The sequence below is a fragment of the Porphyrobacter sp. THAI-01a genome (genome assembly GCF_056868655.1).
The window spans coordinates 1,409,895-1,431,123 of record NZ_CP180579.1; the positions used below are offsets into that span (position 1 = coordinate 1,409,895).

A 21,229-nucleotide genomic window follows, 5' to 3' on the forward strand; every position below is an offset into this window, starting at 1 on the left:
CATGACCGACGTTCAGACCCTCTCGGAAGCAGAAGCCGCCAATGAACTGATGCGCCTCGCGCGCGCCATCGCGCGGCACGACCGGCTCTATCACGCCGAGGATTCGCCCGAGATCAGCGACGCGGAATATGACGCGCTGGTGCGGCGCAATGCCGAGATCGAGGCGGCCTTCCCGCATCTGGTGCGCGACGACAGCCCCTCGCGGAAGGTCGGCCACGCCATCGCCGCCTCGCCGCTCGGCAAGGTCACCCACGAGGTTCGCATGATGAGCCTCGACAACGCCTTCTCCCCCGAGGAGGTCGCCGAGTGGCTGGCGCGGATGCGGCGGTTCCTTAACCTGCCGGACGACGAGCCGCTGGCCTGCACGGCCGAGGACAAGATCGACGGGCTGTCCTGCTCGCTGCGCTACGAGAGCGGCAGGCTGGTGCGCGCCGCGACGCGCGGTGACGGGCAGGTGGGCGAGGACGTGACGGCCAATGTCGCGCACATCCCCGATATCCCGCAGCAGCTCCCCGCGGGGGTCCCCGCCATCTTCGAGGTGCGCGGGGAAGTCTATATGGAAAAACAGGCTTTTACCGCACTCAATGCTGCGCAGCATGAGGCAGGGGGGAAGATCTTCGCCAACCCCCGCAATGCCGCCGCCGGAAGCCTCCGCCAGAAGGATGCCGGCGTCACCGCGAAGCGCCCCTTGCGCTTCTGGGCGCATGGCTGGGGTGCGGCATCCGAGGTGCCGGGGGCAACCCAGAGCGACGTGGTGGCAAAGCTGCGGGAGTGGGGCTTCCCGGTCTCCCCGCTGTTCACCCGCATCGAGGGCGATGCCAACGCGCTTATCGCCCATTTCGATGCCATCGGCGCCGCGCGCCCCGGCCTTGCCTATGACATCGACGGGGTCGTCTACAAGCTCGACCGGCTCGACTGGCAGGAGCGCCTCGGCTTCGTCGCCAAGGCCCCACGCTGGGCGCTGGCGCACAAGTTCCCGGCCGAGCGCGCCGAAACCATCGTGCAGGGCATCGACATCCAGGTCGGGCGCACCGGCAAGCTCACCCCCGTGGGCCGCCTTGCGCCGGTGCTGGTCGGCGGGGTGACGGTCACCAATGTCACGCTCCACAACCGCGACGAGATCGCGCGGCTCGGGCTTCGCGTCGGCGACCGCGTGGTGATCCAGCGCGCCGGCGACGTCATCCCGCAGGTGGTCGAAAACCTCACCCGCGAGGAAGATCGTCCCGCCTTCGCCTTCCCCGACCACTGCCCCGATTGCGGCAGCGAGGCCGTCGCCGAGGAAGGCGAGGTCGACGTGCGCTGTACCGCGGGCCTGATCTGCCCGGCGCAGCGCACCCAGCGGCTCGAACATTTCGTCAGCCGCAAGGCCCTGGACATCGAGGGGCTGGGGGAGAAGACCATCGCCCAGTTCTTCGCGCTCGGCTGGCTCGAAAGCCCCGCCGACATCTACCGCCTGAGAAGGCGCCGCGCCGACATTCTCGCGCTGGAGGGCTGGCAGGAAAAGTCGGTCGACAACCTCCTCGCCGCGATCGAGGCCAAGCGTGCGCCCGACGCCGCGCGGCTGCTCTTCGCGCTCGGAATCCGCCATGTCGGCGAGGTGACCGCGCGCGACCTGATGAAGCATGTCCACGAGCTTCCGGCGCTGCGCGCGATGGCGACGCTCGCCAACGCGGATCGTCTCCCGTTCGCCTCGAGCGAAGTCGAGAGGCAGATGCACAGTGTCTCGACTGCGCTCGACACGAACGGAGACATCGCGGCGCAGGCCCGCGCCGAACTCACCGCCATCGACGGCATCGGCCCCTCGGTGGTCGAGGCGCTGGGCGATTTCTTCCACGAGCCGCACAATGTCGCGGTGTGGGAAGACCTCCTCGCCGAGGTCACCCCGCCGCGCTACGAGGTCAGGACCGTCGCCTCGCGGGTGGCGGGCAAGACCGTGGTGTTCACCGGCAAGCTCGAGACGATGAGCCGCGACGAGGCCAAGGCCCAGGCCGAGCGCCTCGGCGCGAAGGCGGCCGGCAGCGTCAGCGCCAAGACGGACCTGCTTGTGGCGGGGCCGGGGGCAGGGTCCAAGCTCAAGAAGGCGGCCGAACTCGGCATCGAGACCACCGACGAGGCAGGCTGGGCGGCGATCGTCGCGGAGGCGCTGGGAGGCGGCGGCTGATGGACCTGCTGCATGAACTCCACCCACAGGCCTTGCGCATCGCCGCTCTGTTGCGCGACCGGGGCGAGAAGGTCGCCGTGGCAGACGGGGCGACCGGCGGCCTTATCGCAGCCAGCCTGCTGACCGTGCCCGGCGCGCTCGAATTCTTCGTGGGCGGCGGGGTGGTCTATTCCTTCCGCGCCCGCGACGTCCTGTTCGCCCTCCCGCGCGAGGCCTACAAGGGGATGCGCGGGGCGAGCGAGGACTATGCGCTGCTGCAAGCCCGCGCGATCCGCGAGAACTTCGGCGCCGAGTGGGGGCTGGCGGAGAGCGGGTCGGTCGGCGGCTCCAGCCACCCGAGCGGCGCGCCTGCGGGCCGCAGTGTCGCGGCGCTGGCAGGGCCGGGCGGGGAGCATACCCGCCTGCTAGAGACCGCCTCCGACGACCGGATCGCCAACATGGCCGCCTTCACCCGCAACGCGCTCGCGCTGCTCGAGGACGTGCTGGCGGGCTAGGTGCGGGCGGGCCTTGCCGCGATCAGTCCGCGGGATGGGGGCTGGCGGCCTGCTTCTGCGGCGGCGCGACCTGATCGGGCGCGGCTGGCCGTTCCCCGGCCCCGGCGCCGTCGCTGCCCTTCATCAGCGCGACCATCCGGGTCATCGCGCGATAGGCCCATTGCGGGAGCAGCCGGCGCAGCCTGCGCTTCAGGGCATGCCGGCTCAGCAGCGGCGAATCGCTCATCGCGGCGAGACGGCGCATCCCCCGCAGCCGCTGGAGCGTGGCGGTGCCGGTCCATGCGCCCGGGCTCACCATCTCCTGAAGGTCCGTGCAGAACACCGGCTTGCCCGCGATCTGCGCTATCGCGGCGCTTTGCGCGGGTTCTTCCTCGACCAGCAGCATCTCGCGCGCCTCGCGGTAGAAGCGGCCCTTGATCTCGGCGGCGGCTGGCTGGCCGGCGCAATCGAGCATCACCAGCCGTTCGCAGCCGATGCCGTGGCGGGCGAGCCAGGCCTCGAGCGCGGGGCGGCATGATTCCGGCTGGGTGGACAGCAGGCAGGCGGCCGTCTGGGTCGGGCAGCACAGCGCGGGCGCGTTTTCCAGAAAGGCGGCATAGTCCGTCGCGCTCTGCCGCTCGGTCTCGGACGGGGCGGGGCAGAGCACCCCCTCGACGCTGATGCAGGCGCGCGAGAGGTAGGTGTGGTGGAAGAAGTTCCATTCGAAGATGCGCGGCAGCGGCAGGACCTCGAAGGCGATGTCGACCTCCTCGACCCCGTCGGGCACCACGTAGATCGCGGCCAGCGAGACCTGCGCGGTGACCCCTGCACGCGCCAGCTTCTCGCGCACCTCGCGCATCGCGTAGCCGCGGTTGAGGCTGTCATCGACCACCAGCACGTGGCGCGCTTCGGAAAGCTTGGCGATCAGCCGCGTACCCGGCTTGGTCGATCCCGCGCCCGGCAGGCGCCCCTCGCACAGGCTGTCGAAATCGGCAAAGCGCAGGTTGAGCAGCAGCGCGAGGGTGATCGCCGGCAGGATTCCGCTGCGCGGCACGCCGACGATCAGATCCACATCGCTCGGGACCAGATGCAGGCTGCGCCTGATCAGGTCGGTCATGTCCGCTATGCTGCGGTATCGCATCTTGTCGCATCCCCCCGCCGTTTCGACGTGCGATGAAGTGATGGCTTGCGGCGTTCCCGCATTAACGTGGGTTAGGCGCGGGTCGCGGCGCATTTTTGCGGAGGGCCTGTCGAATCCGGCTTGGCAAGCGCGTCTTCCTGTCGGAGCCTTGCCATTCCGGCAGGGCCAATGACGGAGATGCACCCATGCAATTCATGCTGATGATCAACGAGGACGAGAGCGCCTATGCCGGCCCCGATGGCGCGAAGCTGATGGAGCAGGTGATCGCCGGGCACATGAAGCTCGCCGAGGACCTTGCCGCCGCGAACGTATGGTTCTCGGGCGAGCGGCTCAAGCCCGCCGCGACAGCCACCACCATCCGCTTCGACAATGGCACGACGACGATCCACGACGGTCCCTTCGCCGAGACCCACGAGGAACTGGGCGGTTTCTACGTCATCGATGTCGCGGGGCTCGACGAGGCGCTCGAATGGGCGAAGCGCATTCCGGTGCCCAAGGGCGCGATCGAGGTTCGCCCCGTCTGGCCGATGGAGGGATGACGTCGCCGGCCTCCGCCGCCGCGCGCGAGACGGCGCTGGCGATCATGGCGGCGCGGCCCCGGGTGGTGGCCGCGCTCGCCGCGCGCTTTCGCGATCTCGATGCGGCGGAGGAGGCCTTTGCAGATAGCGCGGCGCGCTGCCTCGCGCTGGCCGAGCCTCCGCGCGATTTCGCCGCATGGCTGTTCGTGGCCGCCCGCCGCCGCGCGCTCGATGGGATGCGCAAGGCCCGCTCCGAGGCGCGGACGGCCGAGGCCGCGGCGGAGGTTGCCGACATGACCAATGTCATCCCGCTTCCAGAAGCGATCCCCGACGAGCGGCTGCGACTGCTGTTCATCTGCTGTCACCCTGCGCTCGGGGCGGAGGTGCGCGCCGCGCTGGCGCTGAAGGTGATCTGCGGGTTGCCGGTCGCCGCGATCGCGCGGCTCTTCGTGGTGAGCGAACCTGCCATGTTCCAGCGCATCACCCGCGCCAAGGCCAAGGTGCGCGAGGCGGGGATCGCCTTCGAGCTTCCGCCCCGCCAGCAGTGGCCCGAGCGGCTCGAGGCGGTGCTGCTGGCGCTCGAACTGGCCTTCACGGCCGCCTATTCTGACGCAGGCGGCGAGCTGTCGGCGGCGCTGCCGGAGGACATGGATGCGGATCTGGGCGGGGAGGTCGAACGGCTGGCCCTGCTCGTCGCCGAACTCCTGCCGCAGGAGCCCGAGGCGCTGGGCCTTGCCGCGCTGGTGATGCTGGCGCGCTCGCGCAAGGGGGCGCGGCTGGACGGGGAGGGGGCGATGGTCCCGCTCTCGCAGCAGGACACGGACCGCTGGAACCGCTCCCGGATCGAACTGGCGCAGACCTTCATGGTGCGGGCCGGGCGGCTGGGCCGGTCCGGGCCCTATCAGGTGATGGCCGCGATCCAGCTGACCCATACCCGCCGCGCCTTCGACGGGGTGGTGGACTGGCACGCTGTGCTGCGGCTTTACGATGTGCTGGTCGTGCTGCGCCCCTCGCCGATGGTGGCGGTGAACCGGGCGCTGGCGCTGGCCCAGGTCGAGGGGGCCGAGTCGGGGTTGGCCGCGCTCGCGGCGCTCCCCGCCGACCGGCTGGCGCTGGCGCGGCCGTTCCATGTCGCGCGCGCCGATCTGCTGGCGAAGGCGGGTCGGGCAGGGGAGGCCGTCGTCGCGCTCGATGCCGCGCTGGCGCTCGATCCGCCGCGGGCCGAGCGGCTGTGGCTGGAGAAATGGCGCGCCGGGCTTACGTGACGCGCGCGCGCATCGACCGGCGGCGCAGCCACAGGATCGCCCAGTCGCCGCGCTGGAGGCGGGCGGCCATGCGGAAGCCGGCCAGATGCATCGCGCGCTTGACCGCCGCCTCCTGCTCGCCCGCCAGCAGGCCCGCGAGCAGCAGGTTCCCGCCGGGCGGCACGGCCCTGGCGAAGTCGGGGGCGAGGCTTACGAGCGGCCCTGCGAGGATGTTGGCGATCAGCAGGTCATAGGGCCCGCGCAAGCGCAGCAGCGGGTCGTCCATCCCGTCGGCGACGATCATCACCGCCGCGCCCGGGCCGGGGCCCATGGCTACGGCGTTGAGGCGGGCGTTCTCCTCGACCACGCCGGTGCACACCGGGTCGATGTCGGTGAGGGTGCACAGCGCGCGCGGCCACAGGGCGAGGGCGGCAAAGCCGAGGAGGCCGGTGCCGGTGCCGATGTCGGCGATGTTGCGCGCCACCACGCCGCTCGCCTTCATGTGCCCCAGCATCTCGAGGCAGCCGGCGGTGGTCTTGTGCTGGCCGGTGCCGAAGGCCTGCGAGGCGGGGATGGTGAAGTCGATAAGGTCGGGATCGGCGGGATAGTCGGGCGTGTGGACATGGAAGCGCCCGGCGCGGATCGGCGGCGCGTTGTGCTGGCTCAGCGTCACCCAGTCGGCGGGCGGGAGCTCCTCGGCGGTGATCTTCGGTGCCGTCCCCTCGAACAGGCCTGCGAGCGCCGCTTTCTCCGCCTTGCCGGGCTTCCTCGGATACCAGCCTTCGAGCACCCAGTCCTCGGGCCGGTCCTCGGCGACTTCGCGGCCCGCGATGACGAGCTCGAAGTCCCAGTCCTCGATAAGGTCATGCGCGAGCAGTGCTGCCTGCACGACGGGCTTGGGAGCGAAGAGCGAGAGTTTCCACGTTGTGTCCACGATCAGGCGTCCTCAAGCATTTTCGTCTCGGTCACTGTTCTCATGACCCCAATCTGTCGACTTGTCTGAACCAAAATTCGAGCTAAATTCCTAAGCAAAATGGAGTTAATCATCCTTTTTTCTGCGCTATATGGGGCAAAGCAATGCGTCACTTCACGATCCTTGTGCTGGCAATCTTGTTGTGCATTACCGTCTGGCTGGTCCCATTTTTTACCGGTTTTCCGTACAAGGACCAGGGCTACACGGCGCTTGGCACCCTGTTTTCGGCTCTCGCCTTCGCCGCCGTCTTGGTAACTTTGCTCCGGCAACACGAGGATGCACAGGAGCAAGAAAAGAGACATCGCGATGAGATCGAAAACATCAAAGAAAACATGGAGATCCAGAGGAAAATGCATGAAACAATGTCGGCGAATCTCGAAACGCAACGAGATGCTGTCGATGTTATGAGTGAAAACCTTGATATCCAGCGGGGTGTCTATGAAGCCATGATACAAGGAATAGAGATACAGAAGAACATGCAGCGCGCTGCAACTGTATCTAATACCGTAGAAGCTCTGCACTCAGCGATAAATTTGTTGAATCAGGATAACATTTCTAGAATCGAGGAAACTGAAAAGAAAATTCATTCCTCCTCTGAATCCGTCAGAAAAAGTATCGGCTTGCTTTCGGCCAATTTTGAGACGGTTGCGAAAAACATGAATGATATGGATGAGTTGGGCAGACATCTCAAGGATGCTGCGGCCATATTTTCGCAGCTCGCCGAATTCCATGATGAATTACGAGATTACTCTGAAGAGAGCTGTGTCTATAGTCAGGCAAGGGCAACAATATTTGGCGAGCTTCTTGCAATCCTTCCGGGAATTGCATTGCTGTATAACGAGGCTGTCGCTGGCGCCGCTGGGACATCTACTGAGGACCCTCAACGGTTCCGTAATGCCGTGGAGAAGATGAAGCAGATTGTGTGATACTAGTATGCAATCGTAGCTGCGTCAGCGGACAAAGCTCGCTCCGTTGGCGTCGATCACCGCGCCGGTCATGCTTGGCGGCGCATCGAGCGCGCAGAAGGCGATGATGGCGGCGATTTCCTCGGGCGTCGCCACCCGGCCGAGCGGGATGTCGGCGAGCAGCCCCGGCCCCCCGCGGCTGGCGAGGTAGTCGCCCGCCATGCTCGTGTCGGTGAAGCCGGGGGTCACGGCAAAGCTCAGGATGCCGTCCTTCGCATAGGCGCGGGCAATCGTCTTGTGCACCCCGATCATGCCGCTTTTGGCCGCCGCGTAATGCCAGTGCGCCGGGCTGTCCCCGCGATAGGCCGCGCGGCTCGCCACATGCACCAGTCGCCCCGCAAAGCCGCGCTCCTGCCAGTGCAGCACGGCGAAACGTGAGAGCTGGGCGGCGCTGGTGAGGTTCACCCGCATGGTGTCTTCCCAGGCATCGAGCCATTCGATGTCCGACCGGTCGAGCCGGTTCGCCTCAAACCGCCCGGCATTGTTCACCACCACGTCGATCTCGCCCTGCGCGATGTCGAGCGCCTGATCCCACAGCGATTGCACCGAGAGCGGATCGCCGAAATCGGCGGCGATCACGGGCGCGCCGCCGGGGCCTTCAAGCCCCCCGCGCGAGGCATGGCCGATGACCTTGGCCCCGCGCGCCGCGAGGGCTGCAAGCGCCGCACTGCCAATTCCGCGGCTTGATCCGGTTACGAGAATGTGTCCCATGCAATCGCCTATCCGAAACTTTGCAAGCCATGTCCACTGCTCGCCGCTTGCCTCATGCGCCAGCGGCGCTAAGTGAGGGGCACAAAACAGGGACCAGACGGGATCACCATGAACCAAAGACCGCTTTCTCCCCATCTCCAGATCTGGCGCTGGGGGCCGCACATGCTCGTATCGATCCTCCACCGCGCGACCGGCGACGGCATGGCTCTGGTGGGTCTGGCCGTGCTGGTCTGGTGGCTGGGCGCACTGGCGAGCGGGCCGGAAGCCTATGCCAGCTTCCAGTCCGTGATGGGATCGCCGCTGGGGATGGTGGTGCTGGTGGGCCTGTCGTGGGCCTTCTTCACCCACCTCATGAGCGGCCTTCGCCACTTCGTGCTCGATATCGGTGCGGGCTACGAGCTCGACACCAACCGCCTGTGGTCGGTGGCCTCGCCGATCATCGCCATCGTCCTGACCGCGGCCTTCTGGGCCCTGATCCTGACGCGCTGAGGGGGACGGAAAATGGGTAACGGAACTTCCATCGGACGCGTGCGCGGGCTCGGTGCCGCGCATGAGGGCCCGCACCACTGGCTGCTCCAGCGCTTCACCGCGATCGGCAACGTGGTGCTGATGAGCTGGCTGCTGGTCAGCCTCGTCATGCTCGGCGATTTCGGCCATGCCAACGTGGTCAAGTGGCTCAGCCATCCGCTGTCGGCGACGGCGATGATCCTGCTGGTCATCAGCCTGTTCTGGCACGCGCGGCTCGGGCTGCAGGTGCTGATCGAGGACTATGTCCACGAAGCCGGCACCAAGTTCGGCGCGATCGCCGCGCTCAATCTTGCAACCATCGGCGGCGGCGCCTTCGGGATTTTCAGCGTCGCCGCGCTCGCATTCGGAGGTAACGCCTGATGGCAACGTCGGCAGCATACGGAACCGCCAACGACGTCGGCGGCGCCCACCTGAAGGGCGCCTACACCATCGTCGACCACACCTATGACGTCGTCGTGGTCGGTGCTGGCGGATCGGGCCTGCGCGCGACGATGGGCGCCGCGGAAGCGGGCCTTCGCACCGCCAACATCTCCAAGGTCTTCCCGACCCGCTCGCACACCGTCGCGGCGCAGGGCGGGATCGCCGCCTCGCTCGGCAACAATTCGCCCGACCACTGGACCTGGCACATGTACGACACCGTCAAGGGGTCGGACTGGCTGGGCGACCAGGACGCGATCGAATATCTCGCGCGCGAGGCCCCGGCGGCGGTCTATGAGCTGGAGCACGCCGGCGTGCCCTTCAGCCGCAATGCCGACGGCACGATCTACCAGCGGCCTTTTGGTGGGCACATGCAGAACATGGGCGCCGGCCCGCCGGTGCAGCGCACCTGCGCCGCCGCCGACCGCACCGGCCACGCCATGCTCCACGCGCTCTACCAGCAGAGCCTGAAGTACGACGCGGACTTCTTCATCGAGTACTTCGCATTGGACCTCATCATGTCCGAGCGCGACGGGGTGAAGCAGTGCGTCGGCGTGATGGCGATGTGCCTCGACGACGGGAAGATCCACCGCTTCCGCGCCCAGTCGGTCGTTCTGGCGACGGGCGGCTACGGGCGTTGCTACTACACCGCGACCTCGGCCCACACCTGCACCGGCGACGGGGGCGGGATGGTGCTGCGCGCGGGGCTGCCGCTGCAGGACATGGAGTTCGTGCAGTTCCACCCGACCGGCATCTACGGCGCGGGCGTTCTCATCACCGAAGGCGCGCGCGGCGAGGGCGGCTACCTCACCAACTCGGAAGGCGAGCGCTTCATGGAGCGTTACGCCCCGTCGGCGAAGGACTTGGCCAGCCGCGACGTCGTGTCGCGGTCGATGGCGCTCGAGATGCGCGAGGGCCGCGGTGTCGGGCCGGAGGGCGATCACATCTACCTCCACCTCGACCACATCGATCCCAAGGTGCTCGCCGAGCGCCTGCCGGGCATCACCGAGAGCGGCAAGATCTTCGCCGGCGTCGATCTCACCCGCCAGCCGCTGCCCGTCACCCCGACGGTGCATTACAACATGGGCGGCATCCCCTGTAACTATCACGGGCAGGTCGTGACGCTGGGGCCGGACGGCAACCCCGATCAGGTCATCCCGGGTCTCTATGCCGTGGGCGAGGCGGCCTGCGTGTCGGTGCACGGGGCGAACCGCCTCGGCTCCAACTCGCTGATCGACCTCGTGGTGTTCGGCCGCGCGACCGGCCATCACCTGCGCGACAACCTGAAGCCCGGCGCGAAGCAGCCCGAGCTTCCGGCGGACAGCGCGGACTTTGCCCTGACCCGGCTTGACCACTTCCGCTACGCCAGCGGCGGCTCGCCGACCGCGCAGATCCGGGCGGAGATGCAGAAGGCGATGCAGAAGCACTGCGCCGTGTTCCGCGACCAGAAGCTGATGGACGAGGGCGTGGCCAAGCTCGCCGAGCAGAACAAGCGGATGGAGGACATCCACGTCACCGACAAGTCGCTGATCTGGAACAGCGACCTGATCGAGACGCTGGAGCTCGACAACCTCATGGCGCAGGCCAACGTCACCATGGCGTCGGCCGCCAACCGCAAGGAAAGCCGCGGCGCCCACGCGCACGAGGACTACCCCGAGCGCAACGACAAGGAATGGATGAAGCACACCATCGCCTGGTTCGACGGCTGGGGTGGGCGCGGCTCGAACATCCGCATCGATTACCGCCCGGTCCACGAATACACGCTGACCGACGACATCAAGTACATCGAGCCCAAGGCGCGGGTGTACTGATCGGGCGCTTGGCCCAGACACAAAAGAAGGCCCGGTTCCGTGAGGGACCGGGCCTTTCCTTTTGGCGGGCGCGGCGCGATGCCCGCTTGACCCTTGCAAGGCGGCACGGCAGCTTGCCCCCTGCATGAACAGGGGCAGGATCATCGCTGGAGCCTTGGCGGCGCTGCTTGCCGTGCCTGCGCTTTCGCAGTCCGCCCCCGCCAACCCTTTCCAGCCCCCGCCGCACACCGCGCCCTGGCCCGAACTCGCCGGCGGCAAGACCCCGGCCGAGCGCAGCCGCAGCTACGAGCTTTCCCCCGAACTGCGGCGCGGGGTGAGCGCGGGCGAGGTGCGGGCCCAGCAGCGCCGGCTCGATGCCGCGCTGGGGGCGCTGCCCGGGCATACGCCGGGCGTGGCCGAGGCCTATGTCCTCACCGTCGCGCTCGACAGCGATCCCGTCTTTGCCCGCGAGGCGCGCGAGGCGGCGCGGGTGCTCGGCGCGCGCTACGGGGCAGGGGCGCGCTCCCTCACTCTCGCCGGGCCCGACGGGACCCGCGACGATGCGCCCCACGGCTCGATCAGCGCGCTGCTGCTGGCGATCGCCCATCTCGGCACGCTGATGGACGGCCGCGAGGACGTGCTGGTGCTCTACACCACCAGCCACGGCAGCGACATCGGGCTGGCCTATCACTACGGCGACACGGGTTACGGCATCCTCTCCCCCCAGCGGCTCAAGGCGGCGCTGGAGGAGGCGGGGATCGCGCGGCGGGTGCTGATCATCTCGGCGTGCTATTCGGGAGTCTTCGTGCCCGTGCTCGCCAGTCCCGACACCGCGATCCTCACCGCCGCGGCGAGCACGCGCTCGTCCTTCGGCTGCGTGGCGGAGAACGACTGGACCTTCTACGGCGACGCGCTGATCAACCGGGCGCTGCGCCAGCCGGTCGCCCTCGAGGAGGCGGCGAGGATGGCGGGGCGCTCGGTCGCGGAATGGGAGACGCGCGCGCGCTTCCTCGCCTCGCTGCCGCAGGTCAGCATCGGCGCGGGCGCGCGGGGCTGGCTGCCGCAGATCGAGGCCGGGATGCCGCGCATCGCCAGCGCCTCCGTGGGCCGCCCGGCCTTCGACGAGGCGGCGCTCAGGACAGCAGCGAACTAGGTTTCCCGTGGTCCCGGTGCACCGGCCCTTGACGGTGTTCGCCGGCAATGTATCCAGTGGATACATAGACTCGCACGAGGAACCCGGATGACCCCCTTCGACGCTCTCAAGGCCCAGCTTTCCGTCGCCGTTCCCTTCGCCGCCCATGTCGGCATTGCCTTGCAGGACATCGACGCGGGCCGCGCCACCGCCACGCTCGACCAGTCGCACAGCACCAGCAACCACATCGCCACGCTCCACGCCGGCGCCCTGTTCACGCTGGCCGAAGCCGCCTCGGGTGCGGCGATGGCGGGGATGTTCCTCGAACGCCTCGCGGCCCTGCGCCCCGTCGCGGCGAGCGCGACCATCGACTACCTCAAGCCCGCGCGCGGCGCCGTCACCGCCCGTGCGAGTGTCGACGAGGGCAGGGACACGCTGTTCGCCGCGCTCGATTCCGAGGGCAAGGTGCGCTTCGCCGTCACGGTGCGGATCGCAGATGCCGAGGGCCGCGAGGTCGCGCGCATGACCGTCGACTGGCACGTTGCGGCTCTGGCCCGCGCCGCCTGATGGCAGGCCGTTCCACCTATCACCACGGCGATCTTGCCGCGGCGGCGGTGGACGAGGCGCTGCGGCTCATTGCGGACGATCCCGCCGCGCAGTTCTCGCTCCGGGCCCTCGCCGAGCGGCTCGGCGTGGCGCACCGGGCGCTCTACAACCACTTCGCCACCCGCGAGGATCTGCTCGCCGCCATCGCCGCGCGCGGCTTCGATCAGCTCGCCGATGCGCTTGCTGCGGCTCCCGATCCGGCCGCCTTCCTCGCCGCCTATGCCCGCTTCGCGCTCGCCCATCCCGGGCTTTACGCGGTGATGACGGCGCGCACCTACGACCGCTTCGAAGGCCATCCCGCGCTGCGCCGCGCCGCGGACCGGGTGATCGCGGTGTCGCTCGCGGTGCTCTCGACCCCGGGTGCGGACGAGGAGACCCGCCGCCGCGAGGTGATGCGGGTGTGGATGCTCGCCCACGGCGGCATCGGCCTGCACCGCGCGGGCGTGCTGCGGCTGCGCAGCGATGCTGATTTCGTCGCGGAGATTCTGCGCATCGCGGGGCTCGCTCCCGATGCGCCGCAACCCGGCCAGCCGCTCTGGCGCGGCCCCAAGGAGGACCTGACATGACCACCAATCCCGCCGATGCCATGCCCTTCTCGAAGCTCATGGGCGTGACCGTCACCGCCGCCTCGGCCGAGGCGGTCGAGGGCGAGATCACCGTGCGCGAGGACCTGTGCACCGCGGGCGGCATCATGCATGGCGGCGCGATCATGGCCTTCGCCGACGCGCTCGGCGCGGTCGGGGCCGTCACCTGCCTCCCCGAGGGCGCCAAGGGCACGACCACGATCGAGAGCAAGACCAACTTCTTGGGCGCGGCGCCGGTCGGCAGCACGGTCAGGGGTGTGGCACGGCCGCTCAAGACCGGCCGGCGCATGTCGGTGTGGCAGACCACCATCACCACCGCCGAGGGCAAGGTGGTCGCGGTGGTGATCCAGACCCAGCTGGTGCTCTAGGGCTTCGGCTCCAGGCGGCGGGCGGAACGGATCTTCACCGGCTTGTCGATCATCTGCCCCTTCATCACCCCTTCGCCCCCCTGCGGATCGCGCGGACTGGCGAGGATCGCGGCGATCACGTCCATGCCTTCGGTGACATAGCCGAAGGCAGCATAGCCTGCCTGCCACGCCGGGTCGGTCGCGGCGGGATCGGCGTTGAAGCCGGTCTGGTCCTCGACGAGGATGAAGAAATCGCCGTCGGCATCGCCCGGCGCCAGCATCGCCATCGACAGCGCGCCGTGGGTGTGGGTGAGGCCCGTGGCGGTGGTCGGCTCGTGCGTGATCTTGGGCAGGACGCGCTTGGGATCATTGATGACGCCGGCCTGCACCAGACCCGCTGGCTGGCGCTCCCCGCCCAGTTCCATCGCGCGGTAGAAGGTCACCCCGTCGAACCGCTTCTCGTCGACATAGCGCAGGAAATTGCCCGCGGTGACGGGCGCGCGTTCGGTTTCGAGCGCGATGGTGACGCGGCCGAGATCGGTCTCGAGCACGACATCGACGTGGGCGGCCTCGGGGAAGGGGCGGATGCCGGGGCGCCCCGTGGGAGCCTTGGCGAACTCCGCCGGCGCGGGCGGGGCGGCCTCGGGCGGGCGGGGCAGCTCGAACTTCATCACGAAGGTGCGCTGGCAATCGGCGCGCTTCACGGTCTCGCAATTGCGGAAATTGTCGTCCGAGGCGAGGTAGAGGAAGGTCCGCCCCGGTTCCTCGCGCAGGGCCAGCCCCTCGAAATTGTCGAGCCTGAGCGGCGGCGCGAGGAGGGCGAGGGTGCGGCTTGTCCCGTCGGGTGCAACCTCGACCACGGCGGCGCGGTTGCCCTGGCCGGGGGTGAAGCTGCGGAACAGGACGAAGCAGGTGCCCTCGGCCTTGCAGGCCGCATCGGTCGGCACGCCGCCGGAAGCGGCGATACCTTCGGGTGCGGCGAGGTGGAAGCTTTCGCTGCCCGCATCGGTGATCCGCAGGCAGTTGGGCCGCGCCGGATCGCTCCATTCGCCGCAGGCGAGAAGGCCGCCCTCGTAGGCGGCGAGGGTCTCGATCCCGGCATTGGCCGCGGCTCCCGCGAGGAGCGCAGCGGCGCGCGTTTCCGCGCCGGTGGCGGGGCCTTCGAGGTCGGCATAGCGCCAGATGCGGTGCTCCTGCTCGAAGGCGACCAGCCATTCGCCCGAGGCCAGCCGGGTCAGGCCTTCCGCATCGCCCCGCTTCTTGGCGTCGAGCGCCTTGCCGCCCGCATCGCGCAAGGGGCCGAGCCGCACCCCGCTGACATCGACCAGCCTGATGCCGACCTCGCTAAGGCTCATCTCGAGCCAGCGCCCGTCGTCGGCCACCGCGAACAGCGCGCCGTCGTGCCAGTGGAGGCTCGATATGCCGCCGATGTCGGCCTTGTCGGGGGCGATCTCCACCCCGCCGCGGAACACCAGTTCGCCGACCTTCACGTCCGGCTCGCCCTCGGCCAGCGTCACGGTTTCGGTCATCGGCAGGAAGGCATCATCGGCCTGCGCGGCGAGCGGGGCCGGGAGCAGCAGGGCGGCAATGGCGAGGCCAGAGGCAAGGGGAGCGCGCATCCATGTCATTCGTCCGGGTGTATAGCCGCTTCGACGAAGCGCAAGCGCTGTGGCGCCTGTTCAGCCTCGGGCAAGGTTTACAGATGTAATCGCCATGACTACAGGTGTAATCATGAGCGAGGGAGACGCCCCGTGAATCCGCCCGACGACAATCCGGCCGACCGCCCCGGCGAACGCATCACCGATGCCGAGCACGCGGTGATGGAAGTGTTGTGGGATCGCCCGCGCCAGACCGCCGCCGAGGTGTGCGAGGAAGTCTGCGGCAATCGCGGCTGGAGCCTCGCCACGGTCAAGACCCTGCTCTCGCGCCTCGTCCAGAAGGGCGCGCTCGCCGCCGAGCCCGACGGGCGGCGGTTCCTCTACAGCCCGTTGATCGCGCGCGAGGACTATGTCGAGGGCGAGAGCCGCCGGCTGGTCGATCGCCTGTTCGGCGGGCGCGCGGCCTCGCTGGTGGCGCATCTCGCCGAGACCGAGGCGCTGACCGAGGACGATCTCGCCGAAATCGAGGCCCTGCTGAAGGAGTTGCGGCCATGAGCGCGGTGCTGCTCCAGACGCTGGCCTGGACCGGCGTGCTGATCGCCGCCGTGCTGGTGCTGCGCCGCCCCGTGTCGCGCCATTTCGGCCCCGAGGCGGCCTATGCCCTCTGGGCACTGCCGCTGCTGCGCCTGATCGTGCCGCCGGTGGTGCTGCCCGCGTGGATGGCGCCCAAGCCCGTTCCCGTCGAGGCCGCCGCCGCGCCCGAGCTGCCTGCGCTTCAGGCCGCCCCGCCGGCCGACGCTGTCGTGTGGGAAGCGGTCGCCGCGCCGTCGATACCGCCCGCGCCGGTCGAGCCTGCCGGGTTCGATCTTTTCGCTGCGCTCGCCGCATGGCCCATCGCCGAGACCCTGCTGCTGCTCTGGCTGGGCGGGGCGGGGGTGTTCCTCGCGCTGCGCTTTGCCGCCTATTTCACCTTGCGCGACCAGTTGCTGGCCGAGGGCCGCGAGGTCGGGCGCACCCCGGGCCTGTTCGGTAAGGTGCGGCTGATCGAGACCCCGGCGACCAATGCCCCGCTGGCGATGGGCGTGCTCGATCCGGTGATCGTGCTGCCGCCGGGCTTCCTTGCGCTCCATGACCGCGAGGCGCGCGATCTCGCGCTGGCGCACGAGCTGGCCCATCACCGCGGCGGGGACCTGCTGGTCAACGTGCTGGTGCAGCCGCTCTTCGCGCTGCACTGGTGGAACCCGCTCGGCCGCTATGGCTGGCTGGCGCTGCGGCGCGACCAGGAAGCGGCCTGCGATGCGCGGGTCATGGCCCGTCGCAGCGCCCATGAGCGCGCCGCCTACGCCGCGCTCATCGCCCGCTTCGCCGCCGCGCCGGGGACCGCCCACCATGCCGCTCTCACCGCGCCGATGGCGTGTCCGGTGCTGGGCGAGAAGTCGATCATTCACCGCCTGAGGAGTCTCTCCATGTCCGACCTGTCCCCCCGCCGCCGCCTGGCGGGCCGTGCGCTCCTCGGCGCAGGGCTACTGGTGCTGCCGCTGACCGCGAGCATCACCTATGCCGCGAGCGAGAGCGTGCAGGAGGCGCCCGAGCCGCCGGCACCGCCCGCTCCGCCCGCACCGCCTGCCCCCCCGTCGCCGCCGCTCGCGCCGGAGGCCCCCGAGGCGCCCGAGGCTCCCGAGCCCCCGGAAGCGCCCGAGCCGCCGACGATCATGATGCTCGAGCGCAAGGGCGATGGTGGCACCGAGGTCACCGAGCACGTCTGGCGCGATGGCGAAGGCAAGGAACGTCGCGTGCGCATGGTGTTCCGCGACGCCCCTGATGCCAAGGTGCTCTCGCGCCGGTTCGAAGGCGTCCGCACGGCCGACCGGGCCGAGCGCGCCGAGATGCTGGCCGAGCTGCGCGCAGGTCTCGCCGAGGCCGACCTTGCGCTGGCCGATCTGCCGCGCATCATCGGCGAGGCGCGGGCGGAGGCCGAGGCCGCCCGCGCTGCCGGCCATCCGCGTGTCGTGGTCAAGCATGGTTGCGCGCCCGGCGGCGAGGAGGTCAGCGAGACCACCGGCAAGGACGGCACCCAGGTCGTCCGCATCTGTCAGCGCCGAATCATGGCCTCGGCGCGCAACGGTCTCGAGGAAGCCCGCGCCGAGATCGCCCGCGACAAGGACATTCCCGAGGATACCCGCAAGCAGATCCTCGAGACGCTCGACCGCCAGATCGCCCGCTGGAAGGACAAGGAAGGTTGATCGGGAGGCGGCGCGCGGCGCCCGGGCGCTATTTCCGGCCCGCCGCCGCCGTCGCCGCCTTGGGCCGCGCGGGATAGGCGCAGCCGCGCCCCAGGCCCCAGCCTTTCAGGAATGCGCGTCTGACCATCCCCGCAGTATAGGCGGCGCGCAGGGCGCGGTCGTTACCGGCCGCGCCCGTCACCTCGCGCAGGATGCCCCGGAAGGGGATCACCGATCCGACCACGCTCTGCCCGATCCGCCCCTCGCTGAAGCGCTTCTCGCCGTCGTCCACGGCAATGTCGTAGTCGGCGCCCAGCACCGTATCGAGTTCGGCGATCGCGCTGACCAGCGCATTGCACCGGCCGAGCCCTGCCGTGGCGTAGGGATCGGCGGCGGCGGCCTTGAGCACTTCGGGAATGTCGCGCCCGTCGATGTTGAGATCGCGCAAAGGGGTCTTGGCGACCTCCGTAGCATCGGGTTCGGGCATGACCTGTGCGGCGAGCGGCGCGGCAGGCGTGCTTGCCGCAAGGGCTGCAAGGGCGAGAGACAGGGTTCGCATCGGGTCAGCCTCCTTCGAAGAACACATCGCACGCGCTGTCGTCGCGCGCTTCCAGCCCGAGCCTGAGCGCGGCCATGCGCTGGCGGCTGGTGCCGTGGGTGAAGCTCTCGGGATTGATCGACTGGCCGGCATTGCGCATCAGCGTATCGTCGCCGATCGCGCTGGCGGCCTGCAAACCCTCCTCGAGATCGCCCGGTTCGATAAGCTGGCGGTTCTTGCCCGCCCACATCCCGGCATAGCAATCTGCTTGAAGTTCCATCGCGACCTGCAGCCGGTTGGCCTGCGACGGGTTGCGCTGCTGCGCGCTGCGCACCTGCCGCGCGAGACCGGTGAGGTTCTGGATGTGGTGCCCGTATTCATGGGCGATCACGTAAAGCCGCGCGAAATCCCCGCCGGTGCCCGCCATCTGGGCGAGCTGGTCGTAGAAGGTGGTGTCGATGTAGATGCCCTTGTCGGCCGGGCAGTAGAACGGCCCCGCCGCCGAGGACGCGCTGCCGCAGCCCTCGGTGCGGACCACGCCGGTGCGGTATAGGTTGAGGAAGGGCTGCTCGAACGGGATTCCGGCGCGTGCGAAGCTCGCCTCCCAGGTCGCATCGAGGCTGGTGAGCGCGTTGCAGGCCTCGGTCGCATAGGCGCTGCTGGTGCAGATCTCCTCCTCCGACAGCTCCCGCCCGCCGCCCGCGCCGCCTGCCGGGGCCGACTGCTGCTGGACGCTCTCGACCATGCCGATAGTCTGCATCGGATCGAACCCGAAGACGAGCGCACCGATCAGCGCGATCACCAGCGTCCCGCAGCCGATCCCGCCCGCGCCGAGGCCGCCGCCGCCCCCGCCGCCGTCGGCGCTGGAACGGACATTGATCCGCGAGGTGTCGAACGGCCCCAGACGCATGAAAAATTCTCCCCCTGCCGTCCCTTTTCCCAAAGCAATTTGCTGGACAGCCGCGTTTGCCACGGCAAAAGCGAACGCCAATAGCCCGAACGTGCAGGAGATGCGGCGAATGCTCAAGGACAAGCGTGCTCTGGTCACTGGTTCGACCTCGGGCATCGGCCTTGCGATAGCGCGCGCGCTGGCGGCCGAGGGGGCGACGGTGATTCTCAACGGGCTCGGCGATTCCGCCGCCATCGCCGCCCTGTGCGACGAGCTCGGCGCGACCTACAACGGGGCCGACCTGATGGACCCTGCGGCTATCGCCGCGATGATGGAGGAGGTCGGCCCGGTCGACATCCTCGTCAACAATGCCGGGATGCAGCACGTCGCCCCGATCGAGGATTTCCCGCCTGCGAAGTGGGACGCGATTCTCGCGCTCAACCTCTCGGCGGCGTTCCACACCACGCGCCTCGCGGTGCCGGGGATGAAGGCCCGCGGATGGGGGCGGATCATCAACACCGCGAGCGCCCATTCGCAGGTCGCCTCGCCGTTCAAGAGCGCTTATGTCGCGGCCAAGCACGGCCTTGCCGGCTTCACCAAGACCATCGCGCTGGAACTGGCCACCCACGGCATCACCGCCAACTGCATCTCGCCCGGCTATGTCTGGACGCCGCTGGTCGAGAACCAGATCCCCGACACCATGGCCGCGCGAGGAATGACGCGCGAGCAGGTGATGAACGACGTGCTGCTGGCGAAGCAGCCCACCAAGAGCTTTGTCCTGCCCGAGGATGTCGCGGCGATGGCAGTGTTCCTGTGCTCGGAGGCGGCGCGCAACATCACCGGCGCGAACTACGCGATCGACGGGGGCTGGACCGCCGAATGATCCTGTTCGGGCGGCCCCTGCTGGCGCTGCTGCTGGCGAGCCTGATGCTGGCCGGCTGCGCCCGCGCTCCGGCGCTGAACGTGCGGGTCGACGACAGCGCCGAAATCGCCGCGCGGCTCGAGGCGGACATCGCGGCCCTTGCCGACGATGCCATGATGGGCCGCAAGCCGGGCACGGCCGGCGGGCGCGCGACCTACGCCTATATCGAGCGGCGGATGGGCGAGATCGGTCTCGTGTCAGGCACCAACGACCCGGGGTCCTACTGGCGCCTGCCGGTCGACCTGCTCGAGACCGAGCCGCAGAGCGCGCAGCTGGTGCTGGCGCAGGGACGGCGGCGGGTGGTGGTGCCCGAGAGCGATGCCGCGGTCTACACCCCGCGCCGCCGGGCGCTGGCGATCGGCGGGCCGGGCACGGGCGTGCCAGTGGTCTTCGTCGGCTATGGCGACGGGTCGGTGCTCGGCGATGCCCTGGCCGGCGCGGTGGCGGTGATGCTCGCTGATCCGGGCCGCGACGCCGCCCGGCGCGAGGCGCTGTTCCGCCAGCGGGCAACCGCGGTGCTGACCGTGCTGCCCGATGCCGAGGAACTCGCGCGGGTGCGCCGCCACGAAGAGCGCCCGCGGCTCCAGCTCGCCAGCGACGAGAAGGACCATCTTGCCGCCTACATCACCGACAAGGCCTTTGCCGATCTCGTCGGCGCGCGGCGCTGGAAGGCCCTGCGCAGCGAGGCCGACGACAGCGCCTTCGCCCCGATCGAGCTCAATCTCTCGGTCAGCCTCGAGGCGACCTCCGACCGGCGCGAGTTTCCGAGCCAGAACATCATCGGCAAGATCCCGGGCAAGGCGCCGGGTTCGGGTGCGGTGCTGCTGCTGGCGCATTGGGACCACCTCGGCGAATGCGGGGCGCCGGAGGCTGCGGACCGGATCTGCAACGGCGCGGCGGACAATGCCAGCGGCATCGCCATGCTGCTCGAACTGGCGCGGCGACTCAAGGCCGGGCCGCCGATGGAGCGGGACATCTACTTCCTCGCCACCACCGCCGAGGAGCCGGGTCTGCTCGGCGCCTGGTCCTTCGTGCGCAACCCGCCGATGCCGCTCGCCAGCATCGTCGCCGCCTTCAACCTCGACATGATGGCGGTTGCCCCGGCGGGCAGCCCGGTCGGCTTCATCGGGCGCGGGCAGAACCCGGCGCTCGATGCCGCGATCCTCGAAGTGGTGGCGGCGAGCGGGCGGCGGATCGGCGACCAGGCGCTCGCCGACAGCTTCCTGCAAAGGCAGGACGGCTGGGCGCTGGTCCAGGCCGGGGTGCCGGCGGTGCTGCTTTCGGGGACCTACGGCAGCCGCGCGGTGCTCGATCCCTTCCTCGTGGCGCGCTACCACAAGCCGGGCGACGAGGCGGACAAGGTCGAGCTCGGCGGGGCGGTCGAGGACCTGCTGCTGCACGAGGCGCTGGTCCGCCGGATCGCCGACCCCGCGCGCTATCCGGCACCTGCGCCCGCGCGGCCCTAGCGCT

22 protein-coding genes are annotated in these 21,229 nt (G+C 69.4%); 16 read left to right on the top strand and 6 right to left on the bottom strand.

Annotated features, from left to right (window positions below; translation table 11 throughout):
- The first annotated feature begins 1 nt into the window (after position 1).
- Both ligA and ACMX37_RS06870 read left to right on the top strand, forming a co-directional pair.
- Positions 2 to 2,161 carry an NAD-dependent DNA ligase LigA gene (gene ligA / locus ACMX37_RS06865; RefSeq protein WP_483148110.1) on the top strand — a complete coding sequence of 720 codons (2,160 nt, stop codon included), beginning with the start codon at positions 2 to 4 and terminating at the stop codon, positions 2,159 to 2,161.
- Positions 2,161 to 2,655 (top strand): CinA family protein, encoded by a 495-nt coding sequence (locus tag ACMX37_RS06870; protein WP_483148111.1) that lies wholly within the window; start codon positions 2,161 to 2,163, stop codon positions 2,653 to 2,655. The genes ligA and ACMX37_RS06870 overlap by 1 nt, the downstream gene beginning before the upstream one ends.
- Positions 2,656 to 2,677: 22 nt before the next feature.
- Here ACMX37_RS06870 and ACMX37_RS06875 read toward each other — a convergent pair whose 3' ends face one another.
- Positions 2,678 to 3,751, bottom strand: a complete 1,074-nt coding sequence (locus tag ACMX37_RS06875) for a phosphoribosyltransferase (RefSeq protein WP_483148112.1) — start codon at positions 3,749 to 3,751, stop codon at positions 2,678 to 2,680.
- Between the two features lie 209 nt (positions 3,752 to 3,960).
- Here ACMX37_RS06875 and ACMX37_RS06880 point away from each other — a divergent pair, with 209 nt between their 5' ends.
- Positions 3,961 to 4,314: a YciI family protein gene (locus ACMX37_RS06880; protein ID WP_483148113.1), complete on the top strand. Its 354-nt coding sequence runs from the start codon at positions 3,961 to 3,963 to the stop codon at positions 4,312 to 4,314.
- Positions 4,311 to 5,558, top strand: coding sequence for an RNA polymerase sigma factor (locus tag ACMX37_RS06885; protein WP_483148114.1), 1,248 nt, complete (start codon positions 4,311 to 4,313; stop codon positions 5,556 to 5,558). The genes ACMX37_RS06880 and ACMX37_RS06885 overlap by 4 nt, the downstream gene beginning before the upstream one ends.
- Here the strand turns inward: ACMX37_RS06885 and ACMX37_RS06890 are convergent.
- On the bottom strand, positions 5,551 to 6,471 hold the full coding sequence (locus tag ACMX37_RS06890) for a 50S ribosomal protein L11 methyltransferase (RefSeq protein ID WP_483148115.1): 921 nt from the start codon (positions 6,469 to 6,471) through the stop codon (positions 5,551 to 5,553). The genes ACMX37_RS06885 and ACMX37_RS06890 overlap by 8 nt on opposite strands.
- A gap of 143 nt (positions 6,472 to 6,614) precedes the next feature.
- On the opposite strand from ACMX37_RS06890, the gene ACMX37_RS06895 reads away from it, so the two are divergent.
- The gene (locus tag ACMX37_RS06895; RefSeq protein WP_483148116.1) at positions 6,615 to 7,436 is read left to right on the top strand and encodes a hypothetical protein; all 822 of its coding nucleotides are present in this window, start codon (positions 6,615 to 6,617) and stop codon (positions 7,434 to 7,436) included.
- A gap of 24 nt (positions 7,437 to 7,460) precedes the next feature.
- Here the strand turns inward: ACMX37_RS06895 and ACMX37_RS06900 are convergent, their stop codons facing one another.
- Complete coding sequence (locus ACMX37_RS06900) at positions 7,461 to 8,186, bottom strand: SDR family NAD(P)-dependent oxidoreductase (protein WP_483148117.1); 726 nt, start codon at positions 8,184 to 8,186, stop codon at positions 7,461 to 7,463.
- Between the two features lie 108 nt (positions 8,187 to 8,294).
- On the opposite strand from ACMX37_RS06900, the gene sdhC reads away from it, so the two are divergent.
- The 7 genes from sdhC to ACMX37_RS06935 all read left to right on the top strand — a co-directional run bounded on the left by sdhC (position 8,295) and on the right by ACMX37_RS06935 (position 13,611).
- The gene (gene sdhC, locus ACMX37_RS06905; RefSeq protein WP_483148118.1) at positions 8,295 to 8,675 is read left to right on the top strand and encodes a succinate dehydrogenase, cytochrome b556 subunit; all 381 of its coding nucleotides are present in this window, start codon (positions 8,295 to 8,297) and stop codon (positions 8,673 to 8,675) included.
- Positions 8,676 to 8,687: 12 nt separating this feature from the next.
- Positions 8,688 to 9,074 carry a succinate dehydrogenase, hydrophobic membrane anchor protein gene (gene sdhD / locus ACMX37_RS06910; RefSeq protein ID WP_483148119.1) on the top strand — a complete coding sequence of 129 codons (387 nt, stop codon included), beginning with the start codon at positions 8,688 to 8,690 and terminating at the stop codon, positions 9,072 to 9,074.
- Positions 9,074 to 10,942, top strand: coding sequence for a succinate dehydrogenase flavoprotein subunit (gene sdhA, locus ACMX37_RS06915; RefSeq protein ID WP_483148120.1), 1,869 nt, complete (start codon positions 9,074 to 9,076; stop codon positions 10,940 to 10,942). Before sdhD ends, sdhA begins: the two co-directional genes overlap by 1 nt.
- A gap of 124 nt (positions 10,943 to 11,066) precedes the next feature.
- Positions 11,067 to 12,074: a C13 family peptidase gene (locus tag ACMX37_RS06920; protein ID WP_483148121.1), complete on the top strand. Its 1,008-nt coding sequence runs from the start codon at positions 11,067 to 11,069 to the stop codon at positions 12,072 to 12,074.
- An 87-nt stretch (positions 12,075 to 12,161) separates the two neighbouring features.
- Entirely contained in the window at positions 12,162 to 12,620 is a 459-nt protein-coding gene (locus ACMX37_RS06925) for a YiiD C-terminal domain-containing protein (RefSeq protein ID WP_483148122.1), read from the top strand.
- Entirely contained in the window at positions 12,620 to 13,225 is a 606-nt protein-coding gene (locus tag ACMX37_RS06930) for a TetR/AcrR family transcriptional regulator (protein WP_483148123.1), read from the top strand. The genes ACMX37_RS06925 and ACMX37_RS06930 overlap by 1 nt, the downstream gene beginning before the upstream one ends.
- Entirely contained in the window at positions 13,222 to 13,611 is a 390-nt protein-coding gene (locus ACMX37_RS06935; RefSeq protein ID WP_483148124.1) for a PaaI family thioesterase, read from the top strand. Before ACMX37_RS06930 ends, ACMX37_RS06935 begins: the two co-directional genes overlap by 4 nt.
- Here the strand turns inward: ACMX37_RS06935 and ACMX37_RS06940 are convergent.
- Positions 13,608 to 15,218 (bottom strand): esterase-like activity of phytase family protein, encoded by a 1,611-nt coding sequence (locus tag ACMX37_RS06940; protein WP_483148125.1) that lies wholly within the window; start codon positions 15,216 to 15,218, stop codon positions 13,608 to 13,610. The two genes, ACMX37_RS06935 and ACMX37_RS06940, sit on opposite strands and share 4 nt — an antisense overlap.
- A 123-nt stretch (positions 15,219 to 15,341) precedes the next feature.
- Here ACMX37_RS06940 and ACMX37_RS06945 point away from each other — a divergent pair, with 123 nt between their 5' ends.
- Both ACMX37_RS06945 and ACMX37_RS06950 read left to right on the top strand, forming a co-directional pair.
- Complete coding sequence (locus ACMX37_RS06945; RefSeq protein WP_483148126.1) at positions 15,342 to 15,743, top strand: BlaI/MecI/CopY family transcriptional regulator; 402 nt, start codon at positions 15,342 to 15,344, stop codon at positions 15,741 to 15,743.
- The gene (locus ACMX37_RS06950; RefSeq protein WP_483148127.1) at positions 15,740 to 17,431 is read left to right on the top strand and encodes a M56 family metallopeptidase; all 1,692 of its coding nucleotides are present in this window, start codon (positions 15,740 to 15,742) and stop codon (positions 17,429 to 17,431) included. The genes ACMX37_RS06945 and ACMX37_RS06950 overlap by 4 nt, the downstream gene beginning before the upstream one ends.
- A 28-nt stretch (positions 17,432 to 17,459) precedes the next feature.
- Here the strand turns inward: ACMX37_RS06950 and ACMX37_RS06955 are convergent, their stop codons facing one another.
- Both ACMX37_RS06955 and ypfJ read right to left on the bottom strand, forming a co-directional pair.
- Positions 17,460 to 17,969, bottom strand: coding sequence for a hypothetical protein (locus ACMX37_RS06955; RefSeq protein ID WP_483148128.1), 510 nt, complete (start codon positions 17,967 to 17,969; stop codon positions 17,460 to 17,462).
- 4 nt (positions 17,970 to 17,973) lie between these two features.
- On the bottom strand, positions 17,974 to 18,858 hold the full coding sequence (gene ypfJ / locus ACMX37_RS06960) for a KPN_02809 family neutral zinc metallopeptidase (protein ID WP_483148129.1): 885 nt from the start codon (positions 18,856 to 18,858) through the stop codon (positions 17,974 to 17,976).
- A 109-nt stretch (positions 18,859 to 18,967) separates the two neighbouring features.
- Here ypfJ and ACMX37_RS06965 point away from each other — a divergent pair, with 109 nt between their 5' ends.
- Together ACMX37_RS06965 and ACMX37_RS06970 are read left to right on the top strand one after the other, a co-directional pair.
- On the top strand, positions 18,968 to 19,720 hold the full coding sequence (locus tag ACMX37_RS06965; protein WP_483148130.1) for a 3-hydroxybutyrate dehydrogenase: 753 nt from the start codon (positions 18,968 to 18,970) through the stop codon (positions 19,718 to 19,720).
- A complete protein-coding gene (locus ACMX37_RS06970; protein WP_483148131.1) occupies positions 19,717 to 21,225 on the top strand; it encodes a M28 family peptidase in 1,509 nt (502 codons plus the stop codon). Before ACMX37_RS06965 ends, ACMX37_RS06970 begins: the two co-directional genes overlap by 4 nt.
- Positions 21,226 to 21,229: the final 4 nt, after the last annotated feature.